Genomic DNA, 12,396 nt, shown 5'->3' on the forward strand with positions numbered 1-12,396 from the left:
CCGCCGCCCGCGCTGCGTCAATCGCGGTCGGAAAAGTCGCGAACCGCTTTTCCCACTAGGTGCTCCATAAGTCTCAGCGGTGCCACGTCAGCTGCGGAGATGTAGACATTTACGAGTATCTGTGTCTCATATTTGAGAACATTTGGCGATAGTGACGCAGGGAGAGATCCATGGTTCGCGACGATTGGGTGGTCGGTGGCGACCGGCGCGCGGCGGCGGCCGATCGTATCTACGCAGCAGCGGCCGAGCTCGTCTTACGCGAGGGCCTGGACGCCTTCGACATCGACACGTTGGCGGCAAAGGTGCACTGCTCGCGTGCGACCATCTATCGCCATGCCGGGGGCAAGGCGCAGATTCGCGACGCCGTATTGGTGCGCCTCGCAACTGGAATCACCGACAAGGTCCGCCGAGCCGTCGCCGGGCTCAGTGGCTCGGAACGAGTGATCACCGCGATCACCGTGGCACTCCAGCAGATTCGCTCGGATCCGCTGCGACGAATGATGTTCGCCGCGGGCAATTCGCCGGATGTGCGGGAATTGCATGCCTCTCCCGTGCTCGCCCATCTCGCCGCAGAGCTCACCGGCATCACCGATGACGATCCGCAAGCAGCGCAATGGATCGTGCGTGTCGTCGTGTCGCTGGCCCACTCCCCGATCGCGAATGTCCGCGACGAGCGCAAGGCTCTGGAACGCTTCGTGGCACCCGCCTTCGACGCGACCGCCGGCGCCGACACGACGAAGCAGACCACCGCGCCGGCGCCGCGCACGTCTACCGATTGAGGATCGAAACAGCCTCGTACAGCGGGTCATTCGTAGTGGATATGCCCCCAATGAACGGGTGGGACAGCTCGAGGATGAGAAACAGATTGGTCGCGACGATCACGCCGACGATCGCCACCATGGGGTAGTGCATACCCGGCTTCTCGACCCCGTAGATGACGACGGTGCCCAGCACCATGGCGCTGGTCAGAAAAATGACCGCCCACAATGGCCATGGCGGCCCAGTGTCTTCCCGCGCTGTCAGCAGGCGCACCGTACGCGCCTGACTTATCTTGTCCAGGTTGGCATATGACGTCGAAAGGAGCGCCTTCTGACTGTCGGTAGTCGCCGTGATCTGATGGTAGGCCGCCGATAGCTGCGTCAGCGCAGTGTCGGCCTCAGGTGACCGTGTCCCGGTTCCGCTGTCCCATTCCGCGATTACAGCTTTCTCGTAGCCGAGCAGGCTCGCCCGGATGCGGTCGCCGTCGGTCTTAGCGAAAACACCTAGATCCCTTGCCATTTCGACTGCGGCTGCGCCTTCGTCCCTGGCGTTGGCATCGGCAGAGTTGATCTGCCCCCACATCGACGAGACGATGAATCCGATGAAGAAGGCGTAGATGAAGCCGATGAAACTGTACGTGAACTTGGTGACGTCATTGTGTTCGTCTCGGGTCAATGCGGGGAACTGGTGCCGGACCCATTTGACGAGCAACATCGCTGCCCCGGCGACGACGACGATCAGCCCGAGGAGAAGCAGCGCTGCTGGGATGTTGCTCACTATCCATGCACTCATCAGCGACCACTTTATGGGTTTCCGGGCATCCGGGGTGCGAGATCGACCGTGGACCCATGTCCGGATGGACTGCGGCCGGCCAACGTTTGAAACTAGCGGGATTCGATACTGCGCAGGGTCCTGATCACGTAGTCATCGATCATCGCGCTCTGGGCCGGCCAGTCGTGCGTGGTTGTCAGCAGCGCGTACAGGCCGAGCAGGAAGAACACCGCGCTGTTGATCGGAACCACCGCGGGATCCACCTCGCCGCGCTGCTGGGCACGCTCGATTTCCCCGGCGACGGCAACGATGACCGGATGCTCGTTGCTCTCGTCCGCGGGCCGCGTCTGCGAGAAGTGCAGTGCCAGAAAGTCTTTGAAAAGAACAGCTCCGAGCCGCCGCTCCAGGCCCATCACGAGGCGGACGGCCTCGTTGAGTGTCGAGGCGATGTCGTGTTCGGAATCGGCCACGTGGCGGCCGACTTGCTTGGCGATGCGGTCTTCTTCACGGCGCTCCAGCTCCAGCAGCACGTGTTCCTTCGTGGGGAAATGAAAGAAGAATGTGCCGTGCGCGACACCGGCCGCGGCGACAATGACGCCGACATCAGCTGCGGCGATACCGGACCGCTTGAATTCGGCGATGGCCGCACCCATCAGGCGTTCCCGGGTCTGCAGCCGCTTGGCCTCGCGGGCCGACGGCTTGCCCACCACTGACATGCGGCAACGATATCGCTTCCTGGCAGCTCCGATGGTGAATGACTTCAGCAGTTTCACCCAAAACCTGTCCTGCGCGAAGCTCATTGGCCATGCGGTGAGCGCGGCCAAGGCGCTCGGTCCAGATGGCTCCGGCCAGGCCGTATTCCGTGTCATTCGCGGCGGGGAGCTTGCGCCAGAAACCTGACTCGAACGTCTCGCGGGCGCGGGCCACCGCGGCGTCGACGGCGGCCTTGTCGGCGTCGACGACCTCGGCGATCAGCTCCTCGGTGGACGGATTGAAGACCTCGATGGTGTCAGTCATTTGGATGCCGCCCTTTTCGATTACAGCTGGGCCCAAACCGTTTTGGTCTTCAAGTAGCCCTCCAGGCCTTCCTTGCCGAACTCATGGCCCCAACCGGACTGCTTGTAACCGCCGAAAGGCACATCGTGGTCGAAGATCAGCTGACAGTTGATCTGCACGCTGCCCGCCTGCAGACGCTTCACGAGCCGGTGGCCCCGGCTGATGTTGGTGGTCCACACCGTGCCCGCGAGCCCGTAGGTGGTGTCGTTAGCCATCGCGATGGCTTCGTCTTCGCTGTCGAACGGGATGATCGACACGACCGGCCCGAAGATCTCCTGCTGGTAGAGCCGCATGCTGGGGTCGACGTTGGTGAGCACGGTCGGGTGCACGAAGTAGCCCTTGCGGTCGAGCCGGTACCCGCCGGTGACGACCTCGACCCCGTCGCGCTTACCCTCGTCGATGAATCCCAGCACGCGGTCGAGCTGTTTGGCGCTGATCAGCGGGCCGCTCATGACGCCCTCTTCGTCAGGGCCGCCGTATTTCATGAAGTTGGCGACCCCGGCGATGCCCTCGACCACCTGGTCGTAGACGCCGCGCTGCACGAAGATCCGCGAACCGCAGACGCAGCCCTGCCCGGAGTGCACGAAGATACCCATTGCGGCGCCGAAGATGGCCTTGTCCAGATCGGCGTCATCGAAGATCAGCACGGGCGACTTGCCGCCGAGCTCCAGCATCACCTTCTTGAGGTTGCCTGCCGAAGCCTGCACGATCATTTTCCCGACCTCGGTCGACCCGGTGAAGGCGACCTTCTCGACTTCCGGGTGGGCGCTGATCGCCGCGCCGGCGGTGTGCCCATAGCCGGTAAGAAGGTTGACCACACCCTCGGGCACCCCGGCCTCGTGGATCAACCGGTCCAGCAAAACCGCCGAAAGTGGTGTCTCCTCAGCGGGTTTCACGAGGCTACTGCAGCCTGCCGCCAGCGCGGGGGCGATCTTGGCGCAGGCGTTGAAGATAGGCCCATTCCACGGAAAGATCAGGCCGACGACGCCGTAGGGTTCCTTGAGCGTGTAGGCGTGCAGGTCGACGTAACTGTCGGCGGCGATGCCGGTGGTCTTCACGTCGTAAGAGGTGCCGTTGATCTTGGAACACCAACCGGCGTAGTAGCGGAAGAACTCGGCACAGGTGGGGACCACCATCTCCGACTGCAGCTTCATCATCCCGGTGTTGGCAGAGTCGATCGCCGCGAACTCCGCCGCATGCTCGTCGATCAGGTCGGCGATACGCCACATGACCTTGGCTCGCTCACGGCCCGGCAGCTCAGACCAGACACCGGATTCGAACGACGACTTGGCCCGGGCAACCGCCTCGTTGACGGCTTTCTCTCCGCAGTCGGTGAACTCGCCGATCTGCTCCTCGGTCACCGGGTCGACGATGGGAATGATGTCGCCGTCGCCTGGCCGGCTTCGAATGTCGTCCAATATGGCCTGCAGCGTCATCGTTGACCTCATCTTGTCGGGGCGTCGAACCATCTCGCGAATGCTGTGCAACTGCTTAGCATTTAGGCCTGTGACCAGTCAATAGACGCATCTACGGCGACAACAAACTGATAGCTCCGCACCCGCGGTCATCTCTTTTACTCCAGGCGCACCGCTTGTTCTCCTGCGGCAACCTGACGTCAGTCGACGGCGGCGTCGAGCAGTAGGCGGGCGAAGCCGGCGGGGTCGACGAACGGAGACATGTGCGCCCACTCGTCGACCACCCGCAACCTGCCATGCGGCAGATCGCCGGCAAGGGTCGTCATCACCTCCGGCGTGCAGGCCAGATCGAGACTCCCGCAGAGTGCAACGGCCGGAGCCTGGACCGATGCGACGTGAGCGCGGCGATCGTAGGATGCCAGCGCTTCGAGCGTGGTCGCGTATGCCAGCGGTGACACCGCGCTGAGACGACGCCGGGTGTCACGCACCACCGGACCGTCGTCGGCGATTTCGTCAGCGGTGAACCACCGGTGAATGCCGGCCTCGACGTCGATGCCTGCGCCGTCGCGCAATGCCTTTGCGGCACCGGCGAACTCCGGTGCCGGTCCGTCTCGGGTGCACACGAGGATCAACCGCTCGATGCGATGCGGTGCCAACAGCGCCATCTCCAACGCGACCTGACCGCCGAGCGAATGTCCGACAACCACCAGTGGCCCGTCTGGCTCATCGGCGAGCACGGCCGCGGCGAGCTGCTGTTGGAGTAGGCCGCCGGAGACGAATTCCCGGTTGAGATCGGGAGCGATCGAGGCGAGGGGCAGGTGGCCACGAACCGCATCCCAGACAGACGGATCGAGCGGTGTGCCATGCAGCAGCATCCAGCGCGTAGTCGGGACGTCCATCAGCCCATCGTTGCAGGCAGCCTCGTCATCTGTCCCGGACCGTCTGGGCGCGTTCGGATTTCAGTGTCCCGGGTAGCGACATGGGCCTCTTCACCCGTCGCCGCTCAGCTCACGCACGGTATTCGTCGTCGGTGACCTTCTCCAGCCATTCGACGACCTCGCCGTCGAGGTCACCGGTGATCGCGAGGTGTGTCATCGCACCGGCGGGGGTGGCACCGTGCCAGTGCTTGACACCTGGCGGTGTCCAGATGACGTCTCCGACGTTGATCTGCTGCTTGTCACCGCCCCACTCCTGCACCCACCCGGTTCCCGCCGTGACGACGAGAGTTTGTCCGGCTGGATGGGTGTGCCAGGCGCTACGAGCACACGCGGTGAACGTGACTTGTCCGGCACCCACGTTGCGGTTTCCGTTCGCGCCGAACAGTGGCTGCACCTGCACCTCGCCGGTGAAGTAGTCCTCAGGTCCGGCGGCGGGCGGACGCGTGTCGCCGCGAGAGATTTCCATAGCCATTCCGTCTCAGCTTTCTGTTGTCGCTCATGTTGATTGTCGTCGTCCACAGCGCAGTCCGCGCCGCTACACACCCTCGTAGGTGTCGGGGTTGGGACCCACGCGCCCGTCCGCGCCTCGATCGAGCCCGTCGATGGCTGCCATCTCTTCGCCCGACAACTCAAAGTCGAAGACGTTGATGTTTTCGGTCATTCGTTGCGGGCTGGCCGACTTCGGGATTGCGATGACGCCGTGCTGCATGTGCCAGCGCAAGATGACCTGGGCGGTGGACTTGCCGTGAGCGTCGGCGATGCGGGTGATCATCGCATCGGTCAGCGGCTCGCGATTGTGCCCGAGCGGGCTGTGCGCTTCAACTGCAATGCCGTATCGCGTGGTGGCCTCGCGGGCAACATGATTGGCGAAGTACGGGTGCAGTTCGAACTGGTTGACCGCAGGCGCGATGCCCGTCTCGCCAATGATGCGGTCCAGGTGTGCGGGCTGGAAATTGGAAACACCAGCGCTGCGGAGCCGACCGTCGGCGACGAACTCGGTCAACGCCTTCCACGTCGACACGTAATCGCCGCCGTAGAGCGTGGGCAACGGCCAATGGATGAGAAACAGATCCAGTTGATCCAGGCTGAGATCCGCCAACGTCGCCTCGAACGAGCGCCGCACGTCATCAGGTCCATGATTGGCGTTGGCGAGCTTGCTGGTCACATAGAGCTGGTCGCGCGGGATACCCGACTCTGCGATTGCCCGCCCGACGCCGGCCTCGGTGCCATATGCCTGCGCGGTGTCGATGTGACGGTATCCCGCCCGCAGCGCCTGCCCCACGATGTCGGCGGTCGTCGCGATATTGGCCGGGGTGGACTTGCGGTCCGGTTGTATCGCCAGAGTGCCGAACCCGAGCGCCGGGATGAGTGTGCCGTCGTTCAGGGAAACGGTCGGAATCGAACTGTGCGCCGTCTGCATCACATACTCCTCGTACTCTGTCGCGGCCTGTGAATGGCGACCGTCTCGACGACGAGTCAACCGCCGCGACGACGTGGCAACCAGGGTCAGTCGAGAGGGGGTATCGGCAGGGACCCCCACCCCCGGTATGGCGCACCTACGCTGGTCGACATGGCTGAGAACAGGGAGGCACGGGCGGCGATCCGCGACTTCCTCGTAACCCGCCGCGCCCGCATCACACCCGACCAGGCTGGTCTGGACACCTACGGCGGAAACCGTCGCGTCAAGGGCCTGCGCCGTGAAGAGGTCGCCCTACTGTCGGGTATCAGCGCCGAGTACTACATCCGGCTCGAACGCGGAAACGCCGCCGGCGCTTCACCGGGCGTCATCGACGCCATCGCCACCGCCTTGCACCTCGATGCTGACGAGCGGGCTCACCTCATCCGTCTCATCGACGCGGTCGGCCCCGGCCGTCGGAAACGCCGCCCAACCCGGTCCCATGACACCGTTCGTCCCGGCATCCAAGTGCTCCTCGATGGCCTGGACCACCTGCCCGCGTTCGTGTTCAACCGCCGACTCGACATCATCGCCACGAACGAGCTCGGCAGGGCGCTCTACGCACCGATCTTCGACGATCCCGTCCAGCCGCCCAACGTGGCCCGCTTCATGTTCCTCAACGAGCCTCGCTCGCGAGAGTTCTGGCCCAACTGGGAGCAGATGGCCAGCAACAACGTCGCACTACTGCGCACCGAGGCAGGCCGAGACCCCGACGACCCCGCGTTGATCGAACTCATCGGCCAGCTTTCCACCCGCAGCGAACAGTTTCGAATCCTTTGGGGCGCATACGATGTCAAAGAACACCGGTCCGGCATCAAGACACTTCGACACCCACTCCTCGGCGAAATCACGCTTCCGTTCGAAGACCTCCACGTCGACGCGGCCCCTGACCAACTCCTGATGGTCTACACACCTCCCCCAGGCTCGACCGAACACGACGCCATCATGCTGCTGGCTAGCTGGAACGCCGAGGTCGCGCCGTCTGCGACGGAAGCCTGACGGTCTGTGACCACCTGAACTGGTCAACCGCATCAATTGTCTGGCCAGGTCAGGAAATTGACGGCGATGTGCGCGCGACGGGTTCTTTGACGCCGGCGATGGTCCATGCCGAAACGTCGGACAGGCGAATGCGAAGCGAGTCGTGTTCGACAACGGTGCCTGCGACGTAGCAGCGGGCTTTGCGGAGGTGGAGGAACACGCTGGCCTGTTCAGCTTCGAGCGCGGCGATGCGGCCAGCAACATCGGCAGCGTCATTTTTGGCGAAGAAGTGGGCGACGTAGTGCCCGAAGTACGAGCTGGGCACCGTGATGCCCGTAGCCACACCCCAGGGCAGGTACAGCGTCACTTCAATGCTGACGGACTCCGCTTCGGTGTCGATGTGTCGCAGGATCGTGTCAGCGCCGACGGCGCCAGGGTCGATGAAAGCCATGTCGGGATCGTAGAACATTCCGTCTGAAGACTAGAGAAAATCTATTGTGCTGACTGTAGACAAATGGGGCTGCCGTCGTTAGAGTATCGACTGTAAGCAGAGCAGTCATGTTGGCGCGGGAGATGATGAACTACCCGTGAAGTCAGTACAAGTGAAGGACAAGATACGGAACCGATCAGCACGATCGTTCGGTGGCCGTGTAGTTGAGCAGTACCCGCACGCGCAGTACCCCTCATCAGGTGAAGGAAAGGAGGAGCCACCGTCGGATCGCCCGGATTGTTCAGTATCGGGCCGATGCCGCGTTCTCAAAGCAGTGTCGAAAGATGGTAGTTATCTCCTCAGGGCCGGCGCCCCAGTGAAATCGCAATCAAATCACTGGGCCGCCGGCCCTTCATCATGGGCAAGGTCAGGCACGTGTTGAATCACCCGCTGCCCCGCCGGCCTCGAAAGGCGTTGTGACTCCCGCAAAGAACAAATCTGGTGACAGCAGCCCGAACGAAAAGTTCGATGACGAGGACTACCCCGCCTACAACATGGGCAGCGCCGCCCAAATTCTGGGAACCACGCAAGCATTCCTGCGCAGCCTCGATGAGGCGAAGCTGCTGATACCTCAACGCTCCGAAGGCGGACACCGCCGCTACTCCCGGTATCAACTCCGAATTGCGGCGAGGGCGCGTGAACTCGTCGACCGTGGCATCACGCTTGACGCGGCGTGCCGCATCATCATCCTGGAAGATCAACTCGCCGAGGCTAATGCCATCAACGCCGAACTACAGCGCACTCTCGACGATCGGCCAAAGCGCGTCGACGAAGACACTGAAAATGGCGACTCGTAATGCAGCATCTTCGTCCCGAACGACGCGACTGACGGATCATTGAGTGCTGTCGGCATGGCGCGGAGATCCTGCGGGCTGTTTGCGGGCCGCAGGTAGCTCGCCACTGTAGACCGCTCGCATCCGAGGCCGAACGATATCCACGATGGGCACATCGAGGCCGACGCTCTCAGCGAACTCCTGGGCCGCCGCAAGATCCTTCTGTGCCAACGCGTCCGCCGATTCGACCCGCTCCGCGGGAACCTCGATCCCGGCCGCGTGGAGCTGCAGAAGCGTCAGCGGCGAGGTGCCGCCATCGGTGTTCTGCAGGACCTTCAACAACCGGTCAAGGGGCACACCACCGGCCTGGCCGATGGAGGCGGCTTCCCGTACCGCCGCCCACATCGAGTAGGTCAAAGCATTGCGGGCCAGCTTGGTGACCATGCCGGTTCCGAGGCCGCCACAGTGCACGACGAGCTTGGCGAAGTCTTCCAAAACCGGACGTGCATATTCAACGGCGTCGTCAGGACCGCCCACCATGACCGTCAGTCCGTTCTCGGCCGCAATCGTCCCGCCGGTCACGCCGGCATCGAGGAACGCAACCCCCGCGTCTTCACATAGCGCAGCCAACTTGCGAACGACCTCGACACTGACGGTGGACAACAGCACTACGGTCAACCCGAGGTGCGCGGCCGACAGGATGCCGTCCTCCCCAGCGATCACTTCGTGTGCCTGGTCGGCGGTCAGGACCGCCACCAGAACCACGTCGCTGTCGCGGGCGACCTCGGCGATGGTGGCCGACTGTGCGGGAACGCCGTCGAGGTCGTCGGAAACCCCAGGACGCACGTCATACACGGTCGGGATACGACCCCGCCGGGAAAGGCTGACCGCGACTCCACCGCCGATCATGCCCAAGCCCACGACTCCTGCGCGCAGCGAGCGATTGCGTTCCGCTTCACCGTGTGCCTGCTTCGACATTCGAATCTCCTGTTTCCAAGCTTTTGCCAACAGCGTCAACTCAGACTCTGCGCTCGGATCGCTGATTCTGTCAACAGCGTTGATTAAATCATTCGCGTCGGCGACACTCATGTGCATGACGCCGTCCGCGAGCACCCAGCCCGCCGCACCCAAACGCGGACCAGGTCGCCCACGCTCGTCCGCCACACCTGATGCGATCCGACGTGCAGCGCGGACCCTGTTCGCCGAGCGCGGCTTCAGTCACACCTCGGTGCGCGACATCGCCAGCCTTGCGGGCAGCGATCCCGCTGTGGTGATCCGCCACTTCGGGTCAAAGGAAAAACTGTTCCTTGAAGTTGTCGCCGTCGATCCGCAGTTCCGCGGCCTCGTCGAAGGCCCCCTCGCCACGCTTGGCCGGCAGATCCTCGAGAAAGTGGTGGAGGCGGACGGCTCGATACTGCGGCTATATGCGGCGTTGCTCGGCGCACTGGACCGACCCGAAGTGCGCCGTTATCTGGAACAGGCGACCGCCCAACACATCATCGCCCCGCTTGCCGCGCGTCTACACGGCCCCGATGCGCGTCTGCGTGCTCAACTCGTCGCCGCGCAGATAGGCGGCCTGCTGATGAGCGTCGCCCTCGCCGATGCGCCATCAAGTGAGTTGGTCGGCGCAACGGCACTCGACTACTACGCTGCCGGTATCCAGAGTCTCATCGAGGCACCCGCCCCGCGACAGTCGCGTGATGACTGACGACGGGGGCTGCCCCCTGAGGCCTAGCGGGGTAATACCCTGCTGAACTGCTCAAACGTGGTGGAGCTAAGGGGAATCGAACCCCTGACCTTCTCGATGCGAACGAGACGCGCTACCAACTGCGCTATAGCCCCTTGGTCCGTAGCAGGCTACCAGCCCGAGACGGCCTGGCCGAAACCGGCGACCTACTGGCCGGCCGCCCGCGGCAGGTCGAAGTGCCGAGCGAACGCCACCTCGTCGAGGTGCTCGAAGATCGGGTCCTCGTCGTCGATGTCCAGCACCGCCGCACCGGGGCGGCGCAACCGCGCCGGGACCACGTCGAACTCGCGGTCCTCGGTGTTCTCCACGCCAAGCCGCGAGCGCGCCATCCGCTGCTGGCGACGCCGGCGCACCTGCTCCTCGATCCGGGTCTGACGACGCAGATAGGCCAGATACAGCACGGTCACCGCGCCCGCCGTGCCGCAGAGCCACCACAGGTCCGCGCTGACGGTGAAGGACAGCACAGCGGTGATCACCATGATCGCCGCCATCGCCATCAATACCCGCTTGCGGAACCGGTACTTGCGCGCGCTGACCGCAGCGGCCGTCGTGGACTCTGTGCGCCGAGGCCGGCTCGCCCGCGGCGTCGCGGTCGTCGCCGGCTCGTCCTCGGCCTCCAGACCTGACGTGTCATCGACATATTCGTATTCGTCGGCCGTGCCGTCCTGGGCGTCCTGCAGCTCGTCCTCGGCGATCGCCTCAAACTCTTTGGTCGTCTCAGCCTCGGGGACTGCCTCGGGTTCGTCTTCCTCGACGACCGATTCCTCTATTACCGGGGCCGGTGTCTCTACTACCGGAGCCGGGGTCTCGTCGAACAGGCTGGGCTGCGCCCCGCCACCGACGGGAAGCGCGCCGGAATCCTCGTCGACCACATCGACGTCGAGGTAGTCAGGCTCAGCTTCCACGGCCACCGCAGCCACCACGACCACCTGGCGGGTACGAGACGGGGCGGCCTCGTCGTCGGAGTCCAGCTCGTCGAACTGGTCCTCTTCTGGCTGCCAGTCGGGGTCGTGCCGATGACCGGCCGATGGCCCGCTGCGCTTGAACCGCCGTGATTTCGCGCCGTCGTTGAGAACTCGGGTGGCAAGCGCGACGTCGCTAGTGCGGCGGACGTTTTCGCGCTTGCTGATGAGCATCGGGACCAACACGAACAACCACAGCACCACGAGCGAAATCCAGAGCAATGACTGGGGGATGCTTGGCATGGTGGCCTGCTCCTTTCCCGTTCAGGCTAGGTCCGTGACCTACGCAACCCGAGACGGCGCGCCGCAGTCAATTACACACTTGTAATTTGCCAATGACAAGCACCAACAGCCCCAAATGTCACATTAGTAACAAGCACGCGCTGCGATTACGCCCACTGCGCCAACCCTTGGTGCACCAACCGACCCGCCACTGAGCCTTCGATCTCCTCGACCGTCATCGCCACCAGCAGGTGATCTCGCCATCCACCGTCGACATCGAGGTAGCGCTCGAGAAGTCCCTCCTCGCGGAAGCCGGCCTTGGCCAGCACCGCCCGGCTTGCCGCATTTTCCGGGCGCACCGTGGCCTCCACCCGATGTAGGGTGACCGCCCCGAAACAGTGGTCGAGCCCCAGTGCCAGCGCGCCGGTTGCCACTCCCCTGCCCGTGACCGCACTGGACACCCAGTAGCCGATCCAGGCCGAGCGCAGCGCGCCATGCGTCACGTTGCCGATCGTCAACTGACCGCAGAATTGCCCGTCGAGCTCGATCACGTAGGGCAGCATCCGGCCCTTGCGCGCTTCAGCGCGAAGTCCCGAGCACACCGCCGGCCACGACGAAACCGCATGCCGCACAGCCCAATCCACCTCAGCCGTCGGCTCCCATGGTTCGAGATGGCGGCGATCGGCCAGCCGGATGCGACTCCACAGCGCCGCATCGCGCATCCGCACCGGACGCAGCCGAATCACACCGGCCTCCACCCTAAGCGGGCCGACCGGAGCCGGCCAGCCCGGATGTAGGGAACTGTTACGGAACAGATTCACGGTGCGGG

At 63.9% G+C, this 12,396-nt stretch carries 15 protein-coding genes and 1 tRNA gene; 4 read left to right on the top strand and 12 right to left on the bottom strand.

Annotation, left to right across the window (positions count from 1 at the left end):
- The first annotated feature begins 170 nt into the window (after window positions 1-170).
- Entirely contained in the window at window positions 171-779 is a 609-nt protein-coding gene (locus CG716_RS13060) for a TetR/AcrR family transcriptional regulator (RefSeq protein ID WP_094480118.1), read from the top strand.
- On the opposite strand, the gene CG716_RS13065 is transcribed toward CG716_RS13060, so the two are convergent.
- The 7 genes from CG716_RS13065 to CG716_RS13095 all read right to left on the bottom strand — a co-directional run bounded on the left by CG716_RS13065 (window position 769) and on the right by CG716_RS13095 (window position 6,359).
- Window positions 769-1,551, bottom strand: coding sequence for a bestrophin-like domain (locus CG716_RS13065; protein WP_094480120.1), 783 nt, complete (start codon window positions 1,549-1,551; stop codon window positions 769-771). The two genes, CG716_RS13060 and CG716_RS13065, sit on opposite strands and share 11 nt — an antisense overlap.
- A 92-nt stretch (window positions 1,552-1,643) precedes the next feature.
- Window positions 1,644-2,246 carry a TetR/AcrR family transcriptional regulator gene (locus CG716_RS13070; protein WP_094480122.1) on the bottom strand — a complete coding sequence of 201 codons (603 nt, stop codon included), beginning with the start codon at window positions 2,244-2,246 and terminating at the stop codon, window positions 1,644-1,646.
- Window positions 2,134-2,547, bottom strand: a complete 414-nt coding sequence (locus CG716_RS31330) for an aldehyde dehydrogenase family protein (protein WP_094480124.1) — start codon at window positions 2,545-2,547, stop codon at window positions 2,134-2,136. Before CG716_RS31330 ends, CG716_RS13070 begins: the two co-directional genes overlap by 113 nt.
- Before the next feature lie 20 nt (window positions 2,548-2,567).
- On the bottom strand, window positions 2,568-4,022 hold the full coding sequence (locus CG716_RS13080; RefSeq protein ID WP_094480126.1) for an aldehyde dehydrogenase family protein: 1,455 nt from the start codon (window positions 4,020-4,022) through the stop codon (window positions 2,568-2,570).
- Between the two features lie 179 nt (window positions 4,023-4,201).
- Complete coding sequence (locus CG716_RS13085; protein ID WP_094480128.1) at window positions 4,202-4,900, bottom strand: alpha/beta fold hydrolase; 699 nt, start codon at window positions 4,898-4,900, stop codon at window positions 4,202-4,204.
- A 109-nt stretch (window positions 4,901-5,009) separates the two neighbouring features.
- The gene (locus CG716_RS13090) at window positions 5,010-5,411 is read right to left on the bottom strand and encodes a (R)-mandelonitrile lyase (RefSeq protein WP_207760668.1); all 402 of its coding nucleotides are present in this window, start codon (window positions 5,409-5,411) and stop codon (window positions 5,010-5,012) included.
- 63 nt (window positions 5,412-5,474) lie between these two features.
- Window positions 5,475-6,359: an aldo/keto reductase gene (locus tag CG716_RS13095; RefSeq protein WP_094480270.1), complete on the bottom strand. Its 885-nt coding sequence runs from the start codon at window positions 6,357-6,359 to the stop codon at window positions 5,475-5,477.
- 150 nt (window positions 6,360-6,509) lie between these two features.
- On the opposite strand from CG716_RS13095, the gene CG716_RS13100 reads away from it, so the two are divergent.
- A complete protein-coding gene (locus tag CG716_RS13100; protein ID WP_094480132.1) occupies window positions 6,510-7,394 on the top strand; it encodes a helix-turn-helix domain-containing protein in 885 nt (294 codons plus the stop codon).
- Window positions 7,395-7,443: 49 nt separating this feature from the next.
- Here the strand turns inward: CG716_RS13100 and CG716_RS13105 are convergent, their stop codons facing one another.
- Window positions 7,444-7,824, bottom strand: a complete 381-nt coding sequence (locus CG716_RS13105; RefSeq protein WP_133066931.1) for a hypothetical protein — start codon at window positions 7,822-7,824, stop codon at window positions 7,444-7,446.
- Window positions 7,825-8,279: 455 nt separating this feature from the next.
- On the opposite strand from CG716_RS13105, the gene CG716_RS13110 reads away from it, so the two are divergent.
- Complete coding sequence (locus tag CG716_RS13110; RefSeq protein WP_234817831.1) at window positions 8,280-8,660, top strand: helix-turn-helix domain-containing protein; 381 nt, start codon at window positions 8,280-8,282, stop codon at window positions 8,658-8,660.
- A gap of 36 nt (window positions 8,661-8,696) precedes the next feature.
- Here CG716_RS13110 and CG716_RS13115 read toward each other — a convergent pair whose 3' ends face one another.
- Window positions 8,697-9,614, bottom strand: coding sequence for an NAD(P)-dependent oxidoreductase (locus tag CG716_RS13115; protein WP_165774134.1), 918 nt, complete (start codon window positions 9,612-9,614; stop codon window positions 8,697-8,699).
- A 115-nt stretch (window positions 9,615-9,729) separates the two neighbouring features.
- Here CG716_RS13115 and CG716_RS13120 point away from each other — a divergent pair, with 115 nt between their 5' ends.
- On the top strand, window positions 9,730-10,344 hold the full coding sequence (locus CG716_RS13120) for a TetR/AcrR family transcriptional regulator (protein ID WP_165774135.1): 615 nt from the start codon (window positions 9,730-9,732) through the stop codon (window positions 10,342-10,344).
- A gap of 58 nt (window positions 10,345-10,402) precedes the next feature.
- On the opposite strand, the gene CG716_RS13125 is transcribed toward CG716_RS13120, so the two are convergent.
- From CG716_RS13125 to CG716_RS13135, 3 genes are all read right to left on the bottom strand, one after another.
- A tRNA-Ala gene (locus CG716_RS13125) sits at window positions 10,403-10,478 on the bottom strand.
- 51 nt (window positions 10,479-10,529) lie between these two features.
- On the bottom strand, window positions 10,530-11,588 hold the full coding sequence (gene sepX, locus CG716_RS13130; RefSeq protein WP_094480138.1) for a divisome protein SepX/GlpR: 1,059 nt from the start codon (window positions 11,586-11,588) through the stop codon (window positions 10,530-10,532).
- 146 nt (window positions 11,589-11,734) lie between these two features.
- Window positions 11,735-12,388 (bottom strand): GNAT family N-acetyltransferase, encoded by a 654-nt coding sequence (locus tag CG716_RS13135; RefSeq protein ID WP_094480275.1) that lies wholly within the window; start codon window positions 12,386-12,388, stop codon window positions 11,735-11,737.
- Window positions 12,389-12,396 lie beyond the last annotated feature (8 nt).

The organism is Mycolicibacterium sphagni, assembly GCF_002250655.1.
Classification (GTDB): Bacteria; Actinomycetota; Actinomycetes; order Mycobacteriales; family Mycobacteriaceae; genus Mycobacterium; species Mycobacterium sphagni.